Source organism: Pseudomonas sp. G3-39 (assembly GCF_054790485.1).
The window spans coordinates 3,875,689-3,890,886 of sequence record NZ_CP186497.1 but is presented as its reverse complement, the minus strand read 5'-3'; the positions used below and the strand labels follow the sequence as shown (position 1 = coordinate 3,890,886).

Below are 15,198 nucleotides of genomic sequence, written 5' to 3'. Positions count from 1 at the left end.
CGCGGATCCTGGGAAAAACTTTCCTATGATAAGGATTGCCTTCCCCCGGACGCGCTCGCGCGCAATGATCGCCCCATGAATACACACACCAGCCCCAACGACCTCGGCGAATTCCTCCGCGCCCGTCGTTCCGAACTCGAACCGACGCAAGTCGGTTTACCCGCCGACGCCGGTCGGGCACGCCGCGTCGCCGGTTTGCGCCGCGAAGAGGTGGCGATGCTGGCCGGCATCAGTGTCGATTACTACACACGCCTGGAGCAGGGGCGCTTGTCGCCGTCTAAATCCGCATTGGCGGCGGTCGCCCGCACGTTGCGCCTGCGCGAGGATGATCTGGATTACCTCTATCGACTGGCGCGTCTGGGGCGAACCACGGTCGATCAGCATCGCCGGCAAACCGTCGGCCCGCAGCCCCAACGATTGCTGGACAATCTGCAGGGCATTCCGGCGATGGTCATCGGGCGCTACATGGATGTGTTGGCGTGGAACCCGTTGGCTGCCGCACTTTACGTCGACTTCGCCGAGATACCGATCGAGCAGCGCAACCTGATTCGGTTGTCATTTCTCGACCCGAGGTTTCGCAGTCTGTACATCGATTGGGAGAACAACGGGCGCAACTGCGTGGCGTTTTTGCGCATGGACACCGCGCGGTTTCCCGATGACCCGAGGCTGGCTTCGCTGATTGGCGAACTGTCGCTGCGTGACGAAGATTTTCGCCGCTGGTGGGCGACGCATCTGGTGGCCAGCCCGACCTGCGGCAGCAAAACCTTTTTGCATCCGCAGGTGGGTAAACTCAGCCTCGACTGGCAGATGGTGTCATGCGCCGAGAGCCCGGATCAGGCGCTCATCGTCATGACCGCCGCGCCGGGCAGCGAGGCCAGCGAAGCGCTGGAAACGCTTATTGCGGCACTGCCAGCCACTCACCAATGACCTTCTGATAACTGCCAGTGACTTTACTCAGATGCAGCCACTGATCAACGTACAGTTTCCAGCTGATGTCATCGCGCGGCAGCAGATAAGCCTTCTCACCGTACTGCATGTATTGGTGCGGATTCACCGCGCACAACCCCGGTTTGAGTTTCTGCTGATACAGCGCTTCCGAGGCGTCGGTGATCATCACGTCTGCCTTGTTGTCGAGCAGTTGCTGGAAGATCGTCACGTTGTCGTGCAGCGCCAGTTGCGCCTTGGGCAGGAAGGCATGGACGAAGGCTTCGTTGGTGCCGCCCGCCGGTTCAACCAGACGCACGTTGGGCTGGTTGATCTGCTCGATGGTCTGGTACTTGGCCTGCTCGGCACAGCGCACCAGCGGGATCTTGCCGTCGCTGTCGAGGGTGTCGCTGAAGTAGGCTTTTTTCTGCCGGTCCAGCGTCACCGAAATCCCGCCCATGCCGATGTCGCACTTGCCGGCCTGCATGTCCGGCATCAGGGTTTTCCAGGTGGTTTGCACCCACTCGACCTTGACTCCTAGGCTGTCGGCCAGCGAGCGCGCCATGGCGATGTCGATGCCCTCGAAGTCGCCGTCGGTGCGCTTGAAGGTGTAGGGCTTGTAGTCGCCGGTGGTGCAGACGCGCAGTTGGCCTTGTTGCTGGATGCTGTCGAGGTGCGAAGGGCTTTCCTGCGCCTGAACGCCAGCGGCCAGGGTCAGCGCGCCGCAAAGGATCATCGTGCTTTTTAGAATGGTCATGGACATCGGGCTTCTGCAGAGGACGGTAAGCCAGTGTAGTGAAAGGCCTTCGCGGGTGTCATCCCGAGTCCGGACTCAACGTGCCGAGCCACGCCACCAACGCCACGATCAGCAGGGCCAGGCCCAGTTCCAGCAGCACGCTGCGCCTGAGTGCATTCGCCGCGATCCCGTGCTGTCCATCGCGTATGGATCGCTCCAGCGCAGGCCCAAGGTGAAAGCGGTTCAGCGCCGCCAGCACCAGCATCGCGGCAAACAGCAAAACCTTGATCGCCAGCAACATCCCATAGGTGCCGAGCAGCACGTCGTCCAGCCTCGGGCCGACGATGAACAGGTAATTGACCACGCCGCTCACCGACAGCGTCAGCACAATCGCCGCGCCGATCCATTCGAAGCGTTTCACCGCCTCTGCCAGCAGGCGAATCCGTGCTTCATCCACATGACCCCGCACCAGCAGCACCAGCGCCAGCATACCGCCCAACCATGCCCCCGCCGCCAGCAGATGCAGGATGTCGCTGAGGAAATGCCAGACCCGCAGCGAGCCCTCGTCCATTGCTCCGTGCCCACTCCACGCAAGGGAGGTGAGGGCGACCGCGCCGGTCATCGACGCGAGCCACTTCCCCGGCTGAGCCAGCACCACGATCAGTGCAATCATGCGCAGCGCCCACGCCAGCCCGACGTCCGTTTCCAGCAGCATCATCTGCAGGTGCGGCCAGAGTGCGGCGAATTCGGTTTCGCCACTCATGGCGCTCGTCATCAGCAGCAATCCAGCCACCGACAGCAGCGCACCGAGCAACGCCAATCCACGCAACAGCGGCCTGAACCGCAGCGGCGCGTTCACGCTGTACAGCGCAAACAACGCCACCCCGAACAACAGCAGCAAATCCACATACAACGCCAGGCGCAGAATGATGTTGATCAGTTCAGCCATCGCTCACTGCACTTTGAACGTGACGTTGCCGGTGATCGGGTGCGTGTCGGACGACACCGCGCGCCACTCGACCTTGTAGGTGCCGGCGGGCAACGGCGTGAGCGGGGTGACGAGCATGGATTTCGGGTCGCTGCCGGCGCTGACTCTGGCCTTCATCGGCATCGGCGAATGGGCCATGCCGGGCATCTCGGTCATCACCAGTTTGGCGCCGGAGAACTGAGTCAGCAGGCTCTCGGAAAAGTGCAGTTCGATCTTGTCGGGAGCCGCGCCGTCGGCACCTTCGGCCGGGGTTGATGACAGCAGTTTCGGGTGAGCCTGAGCGAGGCTGCTCAAGAGCAATCCGCTGGCGAGTACAAGGGTGATATTCAACGTGCGCATGCAAGACCTCTGGGGTGTTTTTCAGTGGGAATTCAGAACCACAGCCGCACACCAAGCACGAGCCGTGCTTCGCTGCGACTTTCGCCTTCTTCGCGGACGTAATCGGCGGTGTTGCCGTAGGTGCGGTGCCACGTCACGCCGAGGTACGGCGCAAATTCGCGGCGGATTTCGTAGCGCAGGCGCAGGCCGGCTTCAGTGTTCGACAGGCCGGAGCCGAGGCCTCGTTGCGGGTCGTTTTTGCCGTAGACGTTGAGCTCGGCGGTGGGCTGCAGGATCAGCCGATTGGTCAGCAGAATGTCGTAATCGCCCTCCAGCCGCAGCGCGCTTTGTCCGCCCTCACCGAGAAACGCCGTGGCCTCGGCTTCGAAGTTGTACAGCGCCATGCCCTGCACGCCGAACGCGGCCCAGGTTTGCGGCGCGCCGGGTTTGAAGTCCTGACGCACGCCGCTGACCACGTCCCACCACGGCGAAATCGCGTGGCCCCACAATGCCTGGAGCTCGGCGTCCTCGGTTTTGCCGTTGCTGCGTTCGCCTTCGGAGCGCAGCCACAGGCGATCGATGTCGCCGCCGATCCAGCCGGACAAATCCCAGGCCAAAGCGCTGCCGTCATCGGCGTTTTGCCATTCGAGTTTGTCGGCGAGGAAGTAGCTGTTGATCGCGCTGTCGTGCACCTGATGGCCGCCGGGGCTGACAAACACGGCGGCGCGGTCGGCGTCGGTCAGCACCGGGATCGGCGTGCGACTTTCTGTCGGCGCGGCGGGCTGCATCATGCCGTCGTCCATGCTCTGCATCGAGTGATCCATGCCGGGCATCTGACTGTGATCCATGCCTTGCATGTCGTCGGCGGCCATGACGGAGCTGCCGATGATTAACAAGGAGAACGCTGCGATTCGAGTCATGATCGGCCCCTTCATTCTTCCACCCGCACTTCGCGGAACATGCCGGTTTCCATGTGATAAAGCAGATGGCAGTGATAGGCCCAGCGGCCCAATGCATCGGCCGTCACCCGATAGCTGCGACGGGTACCGGGGGGCATGTCGATGGTGTGTTTGCGCACCTGAAAGTTGCCGTTCTCGTCTTCCAGATCGCTCCACATGCCGTGCAGGTGGATGGGGTGGGTCATCATGGTGTCGTTGACCAGCACCAGACGGATGCGCTCGCCGTACTTGAGGCGCAGCGGCTCGGCGTCGGAGAACTTGATGCCGTTGAACGACCAGGCGAACTTCTCCATGTGCCCGGTCAGGTGCAGCTCGATCGTGCGCCCGGGATCGCGGCCGTCCGGGTCTTCGAAGGTGCTGCGCAGATCGGCGTAGGTCAGCACGCGGCGGCCGTTGGTGCGCAGGCCAAGGCCGGGGTCGTCGAGTTTCGGCGCGGTGCTCATGGCTTGCATGTCCACCAGCGGATTGTCCTGTTCGCTGGCGGGGTGCGATTGCATCGGGCCCATCGCCGAGTGATCCATGCCCGCCATGGCGCTCATGTCCATCGAGCCGTGATCCATGCCGGCCATGCCCATGTCATCCATGGTCACCAACGGGCGCGAGTCCAGCGCAGGCACCGGTGCTACCAGACCGGCGCGGGTGGCGAGGGTGGCGCGGGCGTAACCGCTGCGATCCATGGCCTGGGCAAACAGGGTGCAGGCCTCGCTGTCAGGCTCGACGATCACGTCGTAGGTTTCCGCCACGGCGATGCGCAGCTCGTCGACGCTGACCGGTTTGACGTGCAAACCGTCTGCCGCGACCACGGTCATTTTCAGCCCCGGAATGCGCACGTCGAAGTAAGTCATGGCCGAGCCGTTGATCAGCCGCAGACGCAGTTTCTCGCCGGGGCGAAACAGCCCGGTCCAGTTGCTGTCGGGCGTATGGCCGTTGATCAGGAAGGTGTAGGTGGCGCCACTGACGTCGGCGATGTCGGTGGGGTTCATCTTCATTTGCGCCCACATCGTGCGGTCGGCGACGGTGGCCCCCCAGCCTTTGTCGCTGACGTCGTCGATGAAATCGCCAACGGTGCGCTTGTGGTCGTTGTAGTAGTCGGACTGCTTTTTCAGGGTCTTCATCAGGCTGGCCGGGTCTTCGTCGGTCCAGTCGCTGAGCATCACCACGTAGTCGCGGTGGTACTGGAACGGCTCCGGCTCTTTCGCGTCGATCACCAGCGGCCCGTAAACCCCGGCCTGCTCCTGCAAGCCGGAATGGCTGTGATACCAGTAAGTGCCGTGCTGCCGCACCTTGAACTGGTAGACGTATACGCCGCCGGGTTCGATGCCGTGAAAACTCAGGCCCGGCACACCGTCCATGTTCGCCGGCAGCAGAATGCCGTGCCAATGGATCGAGGTGCTGGCGCTGAGTCGGTTGCGCACCCGCAACGTCACCGTATCACCCTCGCGCCAGCGCAAGAGCGGGCCGGGCAGACTGCCATTGATGGTCAGCGCAGTGCGCGGGCTGCCGGTGAAGTTGACCGGGGTTTCGCCGATGAACAGCTCGAATTCGCTGCCGCTCAGTTCGTTGATCTGCCCAGGCGGGGTCAGCGCCCAGACAGGCGCGCGCCACAGACCGAGGCCGCCGAGCAGGCCGCTGGCGGCCAGGCCTTTGACGAAGGTGCGTCTTGAGGTGTTGGAAGGCATGCGCTGGAAGTCCCCGTTTGATACATGACGGGGAGGCTACCCAGCGCTGGCTTTCAGTTGGCTGAGAGGGGGATTACAGTTTTGACAGTTTGGCCGCTCGCGTTACAGACCGAGCCCTTCCTGCACCACCTGCAACAGGTTGTTCTCGGTCAGCGCAATGGCATCCAGTTCCTGCCCGGTTTCCACCGTTTGCAACCACCAATGGCTCTCATGATGTTCATCGACGGTGCGCAGCAGATAGGTGTTGCGATCCGGCAGGGTGATCTGCACGCGGCCGGCGCCGTCTTCGGTAAACCGGGCGATGGGATCAAAGGTCAGGGTTTGCTGGTTGGCTTCGATCACCAGTTGGTCGATCGCGTAATCGTGACTTTCGCCATCGGGTGAGCTTTCGCAAACGTGGGTCGGGTTGCGACGGATTTTCAGGCCCACTTCAGTGACTGGCTGCAGCCAGGCCTCGATGCGGTGGTACAGATCGTAGACCTGCGCCGGCCAGCAATCGATCTCCAGCGCGGCATCCGCTTGGGTGTGCCGGGTTTGCTTGAGTTTGGCGGCGAGTTCGTCTGCTTTACTCATTTCGGATCCCTTGGTTTGATGTCTGCCTGTTAATCGTAGACCTTTCAACGGCGTACGGCCTTGCCTTGCGTCATGCGCTTGCAACACAAGCATGGCGAAATCAGCGCTGGCCAAGTCTGGTCAGCATCAAAAACCACGGACGCAGGCGTCCCAAGGAGCGGGTACATGAAAAAGCTGTTTACAATTCTGGCGCTGATCGCGCTGACGGCCGGTAGCATCGGCCTGAGTTCGGCGCGTCAGTCGAACGCCAGCAAGGTACAAACGGAAGCGGTAGCGGGGCAGTTCGATTACTACCTGCTGACGCTGTCCTGGTCGCCAACGTTCTGCCTCACCCACAAAGATGACGTGCAATGCTCCGGCAAGGGCTACGGCTTCGTGCTGCACGGCTTGTGGCCGCAATACGCCAATGGCGGCTGGCCGGAATCCTGCCCACCGCTGACCACGCTGTCGGCGGCGGAAACCACCAAGGGCCTGACGCTGTTCCCGACCAAGAAACTGCTCGATCACGAATGGTCCAAGCACGGCACCTGCAGCGGTCTGGGCGCAATCGGTTATCTGGACGAAGCGGACAAAGCCGTCGGCGCGGTGAAAATTCCGCAGGAGCTGCAACCGTTCAGCTCCTCGTATTACTTCGAAGCCCAGGAAATCGCCGACCTGTTCCGCAAGGCCAACCCGGGGATCCCGGCCAATGGCATCGCGGTGATCTGCAGCGGCCCGGAACTCTCGGAAGTGCGCGTGTGCATGGGCAAAGATCTGCAGTTTGGTGCGTGCGGCAAGGGCGTGAAGACCCAGTGCCGGGCGGGGGATATTCGGGTGCCGCCATCGCGTTGATGTGAGTGGTTTGCACGAATAAAAAAGGCGCCTCGATCGGGCGCCTTTTTTTGCCTGAAGGTTTGAAGCAACCGGAAAATTCACGCATGCTTGCGCCCCCAAAAAGGATGACCCGCAACACTGCAAGGAGCTGTTCATGAGCGGAAAACCCGCCGCCCGCGTCACCGACCCAACCGCCTGCCCACTCCCGGGACATGGCACCAATCCGATTGCCAGTGGCTCGCCGAATGTGAATTTCGACGGATTGGTGAAAAGTGGCTTATCTCCTTTGGCCCTTCATTAAACGTCAATGTAGACACAAATCATGCAAATGCTTTGGGGTTGTTTACTGCCCGTATCGCCGGGGGCAAGCCGGCAGGCGATATGCTTTTTGACTCAATCATGAAGGAGTTTCCATGATGTACAGGCTACTCCTTTGCGTTTTACTCGCTATTTGCTCTGGTTGTGCGAAGAACCACGTAAAGCCTCCCGCAAACCTGAACTTCGAATCTGTGGAAAGAGAAAAGTCGCTGCTATACATCATCCGGTATCAGTCGGACGTTGATGTGTTGGATCTTTTTGATCGCGGGGAGCGAGTTGGGATGATTTCGGGCATGCTTCATTGCGCATTGGCGGATGATCATGATTTCTCAGTAGGCAAAGCCATACAGTTCTCCGCATCCGGTTTGATACGATCGGAAAAAAATGACAACAACAAGGGAAAGTTTTCCTACCTTACTCGCGCATTCCTCAGTGAAACTTCCAGCAACCGAAGTTCTGAGAGAAATCTTTCAGTAACGGAACTGAATCAACTCCTCGCGAACAAACAACAAATCCCCTGCAAAGTCGTCGTCACCGCGTACGGCTACAAACCCTACTACTCAAACACCATGAACCTGCCGGTCGCGGATCTGCTGCGCGAAATCAACAAACCCCGATAGTCGTCATCGGTGCCCTGCGCAGATACGCGAGGGCGATCGCCCGCAAAACCACCACTGAAAATAAATCGACGTGCGGAGGTCATCCAAATCCCTTGCGCGCCGATACAGCGGGGCAGGCGTGTGTTGGCGGGGCGGGTTTGCTGTGCGCACCCCGCTGGGCTACGCTCATGAAAAGTAAGGGTTTCGGGCTGCGGCCCCTGTCGTACCTGCCCAGGACACGTTTTTGCCAATCCCCATTCACGACCCCCATCAGACTCCCGGCACGCTTAAACGCCTGCCACTGCGCAAGGCGGCAGCGCTGTTCATCGTTGCGGTGTGCCTGTGCCTGTCTGGCTTGCTCTATCTGCAACTGGAGCAGACACGGCGTCAGGACCTGGCGAACGCGCAGATCGCGTCGACCAACCTGACCCGAGCCATGGCGCAGCAGGCCGAGGACACGTTTCTGGCCGCTGACCTGGTGCTCACCAGTCTCGCTGATTGGGTCGAGGACGATGGTTATGGCGCCGCGCAGCGACCACGTCTGCAAAAAACCTTCGCGCGTCGGGTGCAACAACTGGAGCAGTTGCACGGCATGTTCCTCTTCGATCGCGAGGGCCAGTGGGTGATCACCTCGTTCCCGGACCTGCCCCGTGGCAAGGGTGTGGCCGACCGCGAGTACTTCAGGTTTCACCAGCAAAACGCTTCTACCGTGGCGCACATCGGCCCGGCGATTCGCAGCCGCGAGAATGGCCAGTGGATCATCCCGATCTCGAAACGCATCAACGACCGCGCCGGCAACTTCCAGGGCGTGCTGATGGCCGGGATCAAGATGGCGTACTTCGACCGGTTCTTCAAAAGCTTCAGCCTCGATGACAACGGCATCATGTTTCTCGGACTCAAGGACGGCACGTTGCTGGCGCGGCGACCGTTCGACGAAGGCCTGATCGGCTCGTCGCTGGCGCAAGGCAGGATCTACCAGAAGCTGCTGCCCGAAGCCCCGGCCGGCACTGCGATGATCAAGTCGGTGGTCGACGGCGTGGTGCGCTTGTACGGCTACCGCCAGTTGGCGGCTTATCCGCTGGTGGTAGCGTCCGCCTCTTCGCGCGACACGATTCTCAAGGGTTGGTATGAGCGGGCCTTTCAGTCCAGCGTGATTGTGGCGCTGGTGATTCTTGGCGTCGGCCTGTTCGGCTGGGTGTTCATTCATCAGGTGCGTGACGGCGAGCGAATCGAGAAAAACCTGCGCAAGGCACAGCGCACACTGGAGCAGATCGCGACCCACGACAGCCTGACGGGGCTGGCGAATCGGCGCCTGTTCGAGCAATCGCTGGAGATCGAATTTGCCCGCGGTGCACGGCAGTCGAGTCCAGTCGGCTTGATCATGCTCGATATCGATTTCTTCAAGCGCTACAACGATGCCTACGGGCACGTGGCAGGGGATCACTGCCTGACTCAGGTGGCCCAGGTGTTGAAGAATTGCTCTCAACGCAAGTCTGACCTGGCGGTGCGTTACGGTGGCGAAGAGTTCGCGGTGTTGCTACCGGATACCGACATCAACGGCGTGCTGGCGATTGCCGGGCAGATTCGCCGCAGCGTGATGGATAAACGCATTACTCACAGCGGTTCGCCCACCGGTTACCTGACGGTGAGTCTGGGCTGCTACTCATTTGTTCCGAGTGGCAATGACAGCCTCGAAGTGTTTATCCAGCGTGCCGATGCGGCGCTGTATCAAGCAAAAAATGCCGGACGCAATCGCGCGGCGGTGTTGTCGCTGGAGGAGGGTGTTGCCGAGTTGATGCGGTCGGATCGCTAAAGCCTCCGCGCTTGATCTGTGGCGAGGAATCGGACTCCAGCGCCACAGATTCATGCCTTCATGCCGGATCACCAGCGGTCACGCTTGTTCGTTCAGCTGCCTGTGCCACCACCGGCACCGCCAGTTCCGCCGCCGGCCGAACCAGTGCCGCCCCCCGCTCTCGATCCAGAACCCATGGTGCCACTGTTGGTGCCGGTACCCTTGCTGGCGCCATCGGTACTGTCACCGTTTTTCGGAGCGCCGGGGGTGCTGTTGGGTGGCATGTTGGTGCCGCTTGTAGCACCGGATTTGGTGCCTGAGGCATCCGCCCCGTCATTGGCGGCAAAGGCGCCGACCGAGGCGGTGGCCAGCAGCCCGGCGAGCAACAGGGAAGTCAGTTTGCGCGTTGTCATGGTACGTCTCCCAAAAAGGTTCGGTTACCTGACTTTGGTCTGACGGCCGCAACTGTTGGTGCCGATTGGCTGACGAGCGGTTGTCGAGCCTCAGCCTCGATCCTCAGCCAGTTTCTGCTCCAGCACCTGCCGCACCTGCGGCCACTCGTCATCGATGATGCTGAAACGCACCGAGTTACGCTTGCGGCCGTCGGGCATGATCCGCTCGTGGCGCACGATGCCTTCCTGTTGCGCACCGAGGCGCAGAATCGCGTTGCGCGACTTCTGGTTGTTCTCGTCGGTGGTGAACTGCACTCGCACGCAGTCGAGCACCTCGAAGGCGTGACGCAACATCAGGTATTTGGCTTCGGTGTTGACGAAGGATTTCTGCCAGCGCGCCGAAATCCAGCTGCTGCCGATTTCCAGTTTGCGATTGAGCGGGTCGATCTTCCAGAACCGGGTCGAGCCGATCACTTCGCCGCTATCCTTCAGTACGATGACAAATGGCATGACGCTGCCGGCATCACGACCGTCGAGGGCTTTTTTCAGATAGCTGTCGATGGTGCTCGCCGACGGCACCACAGTGACGGTGAGGTTCCACAGTTCGCCGTCGGCGGCAGCGCGGAGCAGGGCGTCGGCGTCGCTGTACTGAAGTGGACGCAGGAGGATGCGCGGGCCTTGCAGGGTGGTGAGCATGGAGGCGAGTCTCGGCAGTTTGGGGCAGTGACGAGCGCCTATTACGCCGCAGCCGGTTGATCCGATGCAACCACCGCCGTTAGCACAGGGTCACAATTTTCACACCTTGTTCGCCGGAGCCTGGACGATGAAAAACCTGCGGATCGCCACGTTCAACGTCAACGGCCTGCGCGCACGCTTGCCGAACCTGCTGGCGTGGCTCAAGCGCGAGCAACCGGACATCGCTTGTCTGCAGGAACTCAAGTCGGTCGACAGTGCATTCCCCGCCGCCGAACTGGAGGCAGCGGGGTACGGCGCGATCTGGCACGGGCAGGCGTCATGGAACGGCGTGGCGATTCTCGCCCGCGATGCGCAACCACTGGAGAGCCGTCGCGGTCTGCCGGGCGATCCCGAGGACAAGCACAGCCGTTATCTGGAGGCGGCGGTGCACGGTGTGTTGGTCGGCTGTCTGTACCTGCCCAATGGCAACCCGCAACCGGGGCCGAAGTTCGACTACAAACTGGCCTGGTTCGAACGCTTGATCCGCTACGCCAAGGATTTGCAAAGCAGTGATCATCCGGTGGTGCTGGCCGGCGATTACAACGTGGTGCCCACTGACATGGACATCTACAACACCCGTTCCTGGCTCAAGGATGCGCTGCTGCAACCCGAAAGCCGCGAGTGTTATCAACGACTGCTCGATCAGGGCTGGACTGATTCGCTACGCCATCTGTATCCCGACGATCGCCTCTACACCTTCTGGGATTATTTTCGCCAGCATTGGCAAACCAACTCCGGTCTGCGCATCGATCATCTGCTGCTCAACCCGGCACTCAGTCCGTATCTGCACGAGGCCGGCGTCGACGCCTGGGTGCGCAACGAACCGCACGCCAGCGACCATGCGCCGACCTGGATTCGCATCGGTTCGCGCAAGCGTCGGTAGCGCTGATTGGCGAAATCAATTGTCGGAGTCGGGGCCCGATCCCGTATACATGTCGGCCAGCGGCGCAACGATCCGCGGCCACATGCAAAAGGACTGAGCAATGAGCGAGCCACGTCTGGCGAATCCAGCGTTATACCTGCAACACCTGGGGTTCGACGCTCCACCGGCACCGACCCTGGAAACCCTGCGGCAGTTGCAGTTGCGCCACACCGGCGTCTTTCCCTTCGAGAACCTGTCGACGATCACTGGCGCGCCGGTGCTGATCGATCTGGCGTCGGTCGAACAAAAGGTTCTCCACGGTGGCCGGGGTGGTTACTGCTACGAACTGAACAATCTGTTTCTTGCGTTATTGCTGGAGCTGGGCTTCGACGCCCGTGGCATCTCCGGGCGTGTGGTGCTGGCGCAACCCGAAGGCACGTGGACGGCGCGTACCCACCGCTTGAGCCTGGTAATCATCGATGGCGAGCGCTACATCACCGACGTCGGCTTTGGCGGTATGGTGCCGACCGCGCCGCTGCTGCTCGATACCGAGGCTGAACAGGCGACGCCGCACGAGTCCTATCGCATCGAGAAACAGGCCGATGGCTACATGCTGCGCGCCAATGTCGCCGGCGAATGGCGCGCGATGTACCTGTTTGATCTGCAACGCCAGGAAGACATCGATTACACCCTCGGCAACTGGTACGTCTCGACCCATCCCGAATCACCGTTTGCTCAGCGGTTGATGGTTGCGCGCACCGGCGATGGCTGGCGCCGGACCCTGAATAACGGCAGTTTCGCGATTCATCATATGGGCGCCGACAGCGAGCGGCGCGAGGTGGCGGATGTCGATGAGTTGATCGAGGTGCTGGAGCAGGAGTTCGGCTTGCGTCTGCCTGACCAGCCGCATGTGCGTCAGTCGCTGGCGCGGATGCTTGTACCAGCCTGATCTCAGGGCTTGGCTTCCGGTTCCAGTACCCGGCGGATTTCCCCGACCGCCGCCGACAGCTTTTTTTCCAGACTCTTGAGGTCGGCGGCGGTGATGCCTTTCTTGAATTGCCCGGAGTGGGGCGGCTCGGCTTCCTGCTTTTTGCTGCCAGCCTCCAGCAGGGCATGGCGCAGGGTGTTGTTGATCACCGTCTGATAACCGAAGCCTTCGTTTTCCGCCACGCTGCGGGCGGCTTCGATGACCGCGTCATCGAGCATGATGGTGATGCGGGTCTTGCCCTTGGCGGGCGCCAAGGCACCGCGCTTGCCGTGCGAGAAATCGTATTCGTCTTTCATTGATCAAGCCTCCAGAAAATATGCGCGACGTTCGCTCGGTGTGGCGACACGTGCAGAAATGATTCGTACGACGTTGGCTTCGCGATAACTGTACGCAACCACCAGCAAGCGCCCTTTGCCGTCGAGGCCGAGGGTGATCCAGCGCTGTTCGTCATGGTCGTTGTCCTCGATCGTCAGCGCGCGTTCGTCATGAAAGACCGGCTCGGTCTCGGCAAGGCTGACGCCCCTGTGCTTGAGTTTGTTGGCTGCGTTCTCGCTTTTGTCGTACTGAATTTCGAATGACTTCATTATGCATACTTTATATGTATAAAAAGAGCGCCGGTGCACCGCTGGTCGCCATGAACAATTCAGCCTAGTGCGATAAAAACCGGGGGCAGGAGGGGATGTGTTGCCGGATTTGTGGGAGATGGAGGTGGCGAGATAGAAGCTTGGGTGGCTACCTATCCATTATGTGACTGACAAGTTGTATACAACTCTATGGACATTTGTCCCGAGTATTGAATACAGTGTGCGCATAACAAAAACCAGGGAACCCCCCACATGAAAACGCCCCATGTTTCACACCAACGGCCCGAGGACGAAAATCTCGGGGTCGGCGCGAATATGGCTTACGGCCTGCAACATGTTCTGACCATGTACGGCGGTATCGTTGCGGTGCCACTGATCATCGGCCAGGCGGCCGGGCTGTCGCCGGCGGACATTGGTTTGTTGATTGCTGCTTCATTGTTTGCGGGGGGGCTGGCGACACTGCTGCAAACCCTGGGTCTACCGTTTTTTGGCTGTCAGTTGCCGCTGGTGCAGGGCGTGTCGTTTTCCGGTGTGGCGACCATGGTCGCGATTGTCAGCAGTGGCGGGGAGGGCGGCTTCCAGTCGGTGCTGGGCGCGGTGATTGCCGCATCGTTGATCGGCTTGCTGATCACCCCGGTGTTCTCGCGAATCACCAAGTTTTTCCCTCCACTGGTCACCGGTATCGTGATCACCACCATCGGCCTGACGCTGATGCCGGTGGCTGCGCGCTGGGCCATGGGTGGCAACAGCCACGCGCCGGACTTCGGCAGCATGCAGAACATCGGTCTGGCGGCGGTGACGCTGGTGCTGGTGTTGCTGCTGAGCAAGGTCGGCAGCTCGACCATCTCACGTCTGTCGATCCTGTTGGCCATGGTGATCGGCACGATTCTGGCGGTGTTCCTCGGCATGGCGGATTTCTCCGGTGTCACCCAAGGGCCGATGTTCGGCTTCCCGACGCCGTTCCACTTCGGCATGCCGACCTTCCACTTCGCCGCGATCCTGTCGATGTGCATCGTGGTCATGGTGACCCTGGTGGAAACCTCGGCGGACATTCTGGCGGTCGGTGAGATCATCGGCACCAAGGTCGACTCCAAGCGCCTGGGCAACGGTTTGCGCGCGGACATGCTGTCGAGCATGTTTGCGCCGATTTTCGGTTCGTTCACCCAAAGCGCCTTCGCGCAGAACGTCGGGCTGGTGGCGGTGACCGGAATCAAGAGCCGTTATGTGGTGGCTACCGGGGGCATCTTCCTGGTGATTCTCGGGCTGCTACCGTTCATGGGCCGGGTGATCGCGGCGGTGCCGACTTCGGTGCTGGGCGGCGCCGGTATCGTGCTGTTCGGTACGGTGGCGGCGAGCGGGATTCGCACACTGTCGAAGGTCGATTACCGCAACAACGTCAACCTGATCATCGTCGCCACCTCGATCGGCTTCGGCATGATCCCGATTGCCGCGCCGAACTTCTACGATCATTTCCCGAGCTGGTTCGCGACCATTTTCCATTCGGGCATCAGCTCCTCGGCGATCATGGCGATCGTGCTGAACCTGACCTTCAACCACTTCACTGCCGGCAACTCGGATCAGCAGTCGGTTTTCGCCGCAGCGGAAGAACGCACCCTGCGTTATCGCGACCTGGCGGCGCTGCGTGAAGGCGATTACTTCAGCGACGGCAAGCTGCACGATTGCGATGGCAAGGAAGTGCCGGTGATCGAGCCTGATGAACACGATCATGGGCATGGCGTCCCGAAGGTGCAGGTGAAGAGTGGCGAGCATGTCTGAGCGCTGACTGCATGAAAGAGGCCGATCAGTTGTGAGACAGATCGGCCTTTTCGTTTGAGTGATGCTGAATATGCTCACTCGGGTCTAGCATGACGTTGGCTTCCATTCTGATAGCTCAGGACAATCGAATTGGCGCGCCAGGCTCGATAAAAGCTGTGTATC

The 15,198-nt window shown here is 60.9% G+C and carries 17 protein-coding genes and 1 pseudogene; 8 read left to right on the top strand and 10 right to left on the bottom strand.

Annotated features, from left to right (window positions below):
• The first annotated feature begins 75 nt into the window (after window positions 1-75).
• Window positions 76-927 (top strand): helix-turn-helix domain-containing protein, encoded by an 852-nt coding sequence (locus tag ACOYXG_RS17285; protein WP_460352983.1) that lies wholly within the window; start codon window positions 76-78, stop codon window positions 925-927.
• Here ACOYXG_RS17285 and ACOYXG_RS17280 read toward each other — a convergent pair.
• The 6 genes from ACOYXG_RS17280 to ACOYXG_RS17255 all read right to left on the bottom strand — a co-directional run bounded on the left by ACOYXG_RS17280 (window position 896) and on the right by ACOYXG_RS17255 (window position 6,177).
• Window positions 896-1,681 carry a transporter substrate-binding domain-containing protein gene (locus tag ACOYXG_RS17280; RefSeq protein ID WP_097088620.1) on the bottom strand — a complete coding sequence of 262 codons (786 nt, stop codon included), beginning with the start codon at window positions 1,679-1,681 and terminating at the stop codon, window positions 896-898. The genes ACOYXG_RS17285 and ACOYXG_RS17280 overlap by 32 nt on opposite strands.
• Before the next feature lie 58 nt (window positions 1,682-1,739).
• Entirely contained in the window at window positions 1,740-2,609 is an 870-nt protein-coding gene (copD, locus tag ACOYXG_RS17275) for a copper homeostasis membrane protein CopD (RefSeq protein ID WP_103369562.1), read from the bottom strand.
• A gap of 3 nt (window positions 2,610-2,612) precedes the next feature.
• Window positions 2,613-2,987, bottom strand: a complete 375-nt coding sequence (gene copC, locus ACOYXG_RS17270) for a copper homeostasis periplasmic binding protein CopC (RefSeq protein ID WP_027611506.1) — start codon at window positions 2,985-2,987, stop codon at window positions 2,613-2,615.
• A 32-nt stretch (window positions 2,988-3,019) separates the two neighbouring features.
• Window positions 3,020-3,886: a copper resistance protein B gene (locus ACOYXG_RS17265; RefSeq protein ID WP_460352980.1), complete on the bottom strand. Its 867-nt coding sequence runs from the start codon at window positions 3,884-3,886 to the stop codon at window positions 3,020-3,022.
• Window positions 3,887-3,897: 11 nt separating this feature from the next.
• Window positions 3,898-5,604 carry a copper resistance system multicopper oxidase gene (locus ACOYXG_RS17260; RefSeq protein ID WP_460352978.1) on the bottom strand — a complete coding sequence of 569 codons (1,707 nt, stop codon included), beginning with the start codon at window positions 5,602-5,604 and terminating at the stop codon, window positions 3,898-3,900.
• A gap of 102 nt (window positions 5,605-5,706) precedes the next feature.
• On the bottom strand, window positions 5,707-6,177 hold the full coding sequence (locus ACOYXG_RS17255) for a hypothetical protein (RefSeq protein ID WP_096796942.1): 471 nt from the start codon (window positions 6,175-6,177) through the stop codon (window positions 5,707-5,709).
• 165 nt (window positions 6,178-6,342) lie between these two features.
• Between ACOYXG_RS17255 and ACOYXG_RS17250 the strand changes: the two genes are divergently transcribed.
• From ACOYXG_RS17250 to ACOYXG_RS17235, 4 genes and pseudogenes are all read left to right on the top strand, one after another.
• Window positions 6,343-7,008, top strand: coding sequence for a ribonuclease T2 (locus ACOYXG_RS17250; RefSeq protein ID WP_103369565.1), 666 nt, complete (start codon window positions 6,343-6,345; stop codon window positions 7,006-7,008).
• 136 nt (window positions 7,009-7,144) lie between these two features.
• Window positions 7,145-7,255: pseudogene (locus tag ACOYXG_RS17245) on the top strand (PAAR domain-containing protein); the annotation flags it as partial.
• Window positions 7,256-7,403: 148 nt separating this feature from the next.
• A complete protein-coding gene (locus ACOYXG_RS17240) occupies window positions 7,404-7,928 on the top strand; it encodes a hypothetical protein (RefSeq protein WP_460352975.1) in 525 nt (174 codons plus the stop codon).
• A 223-nt stretch (window positions 7,929-8,151) separates the two neighbouring features.
• Window positions 8,152-9,720: a sensor domain-containing diguanylate cyclase gene (locus ACOYXG_RS17235; RefSeq protein WP_115989352.1), complete on the top strand. Its 1,569-nt coding sequence runs from the start codon at window positions 8,152-8,154 to the stop codon at window positions 9,718-9,720.
• 92 nt (window positions 9,721-9,812) lie between these two features.
• Here ACOYXG_RS17235 and ACOYXG_RS17230 read toward each other — a convergent pair whose 3' ends face one another.
• Window positions 9,813-10,112, bottom strand: coding sequence for a hypothetical protein (locus ACOYXG_RS17230; RefSeq protein ID WP_460352973.1), 300 nt, complete (start codon window positions 10,110-10,112; stop codon window positions 9,813-9,815).
• Window positions 10,113-10,202: 90 nt separating this feature from the next.
• Window positions 10,203-10,787, bottom strand: coding sequence for a GNAT family N-acetyltransferase (locus tag ACOYXG_RS17225; RefSeq protein WP_460352971.1), 585 nt, complete (start codon window positions 10,785-10,787; stop codon window positions 10,203-10,205).
• Window positions 10,788-10,914: 127 nt separating this feature from the next.
• On the opposite strand from ACOYXG_RS17225, the gene xth reads away from it, so the two are divergent.
• A complete protein-coding gene (gene xth / locus ACOYXG_RS17220) occupies window positions 10,915-11,709 on the top strand; it encodes an exodeoxyribonuclease III (RefSeq protein ID WP_096796937.1) in 795 nt (264 codons plus the stop codon).
• A gap of 100 nt (window positions 11,710-11,809) precedes the next feature.
• Window positions 11,810-12,637: an arylamine N-acetyltransferase family protein gene (locus ACOYXG_RS17215; RefSeq protein ID WP_460352968.1), complete on the top strand. Its 828-nt coding sequence runs from the start codon at window positions 11,810-11,812 to the stop codon at window positions 12,635-12,637.
• A gap of 2 nt (window positions 12,638-12,639) precedes the next feature.
• Here ACOYXG_RS17215 and ACOYXG_RS17210 read toward each other — a convergent pair whose 3' ends face one another.
• On the bottom strand, window positions 12,640-12,972 hold the full coding sequence (locus ACOYXG_RS17210) for a BrnA antitoxin family protein (RefSeq protein WP_027611517.1): 333 nt from the start codon (window positions 12,970-12,972) through the stop codon (window positions 12,640-12,642).
• 3 nt (window positions 12,973-12,975) lie between these two features.
• Entirely contained in the window at window positions 12,976-13,260 is a 285-nt protein-coding gene (locus ACOYXG_RS17205) for a BrnT family toxin (RefSeq protein ID WP_103369573.1), read from the bottom strand.
• 252 nt (window positions 13,261-13,512) lie between these two features.
• On the opposite strand from ACOYXG_RS17205, the gene ACOYXG_RS17200 reads away from it, so the two are divergent.
• A complete protein-coding gene (locus ACOYXG_RS17200) occupies window positions 13,513-15,036 on the top strand; it encodes a nucleobase:cation symporter-2 family protein (protein WP_460352966.1) in 1,524 nt (507 codons plus the stop codon).
• Window positions 15,037-15,198 lie beyond the last annotated feature (162 nt).

Bases quoted from the DNA above. Each gene is read 5' to 3' on its own strand.
- ACOYXG_RS17260 (WP_460352978.1), bottom strand. From the start codon at position 5,604: ATGCCTTCCAACACCTCAAGACGCACCTTCGTCAAAGGCCTGGCCGCC.
- ACOYXG_RS17250 (WP_103369565.1), top strand. From the start codon at position 6,343: ATGAAAAAGCTGTTTACAATTCTGGCGCTGATCGCGCTGACGGCCGGT.
- ACOYXG_RS17225 (WP_460352971.1), bottom strand. From the start codon at position 10,787: ATGCTCACCACCCTGCAAGGCCCGCGCATCCTCCTGCGTCCACTTCAG.
- ACOYXG_RS17255 (WP_096796942.1), bottom strand. From the start codon at position 6,177: ATGAGTAAAGCAGACGAACTCGCCGCCAAACTCAAGCAAACCCGGCAC.
- xth (WP_096796937.1), top strand. From the start codon at position 10,915: ATGAAAAACCTGCGGATCGCCACGTTCAACGTCAACGGCCTGCGCGCA.
- ACOYXG_RS17210 (WP_027611517.1), bottom strand. From the start codon at position 12,972: ATGAAAGACGAATACGATTTCTCGCACGGCAAGCGCGGTGCCTTGGCG.
- copD (WP_103369562.1), bottom strand. From the start codon at position 2,609: ATGGCTGAACTGATCAACATCATTCTGCGCCTGGCGTTGTATGTGGAT.
- ACOYXG_RS17285 (WP_460352983.1), top strand. From the start codon at position 76: ATGAATACACACACCAGCCCCAACGACCTCGGCGAATTCCTCCGCGCC.
- ACOYXG_RS17215 (WP_460352968.1), top strand. From the start codon at position 11,810: ATGAGCGAGCCACGTCTGGCGAATCCAGCGTTATACCTGCAACACCTG.
- ACOYXG_RS17265 (WP_460352980.1), bottom strand. From the start codon at position 3,886: ATGACTCGAATCGCAGCGTTCTCCTTGTTAATCATCGGCAGCTCCGTC.
- ACOYXG_RS17205 (WP_103369573.1), bottom strand. From the start codon at position 13,260: ATGAAGTCATTCGAAATTCAGTACGACAAAAGCGAGAACGCAGCCAAC.
- copC (WP_027611506.1), bottom strand. From the start codon at position 2,987: ATGCGCACGTTGAATATCACCCTTGTACTCGCCAGCGGATTGCTCTTG.
- ACOYXG_RS17200 (WP_460352966.1), top strand. From the start codon at position 13,513: ATGAAAACGCCCCATGTTTCACACCAACGGCCCGAGGACGAAAATCTC.
- ACOYXG_RS17230 (WP_460352973.1), bottom strand. From the start codon at position 10,112: ATGACAACGCGCAAACTGACTTCCCTGTTGCTCGCCGGGCTGCTGGCC.
- ACOYXG_RS17280 (WP_097088620.1), bottom strand. From the start codon at position 1,681: ATGACCATTCTAAAAAGCACGATGATCCTTTGCGGCGCGCTGACCCTG.
- ACOYXG_RS17240 (WP_460352975.1), top strand. From the start codon at position 7,404: ATGATGTACAGGCTACTCCTTTGCGTTTTACTCGCTATTTGCTCTGGT.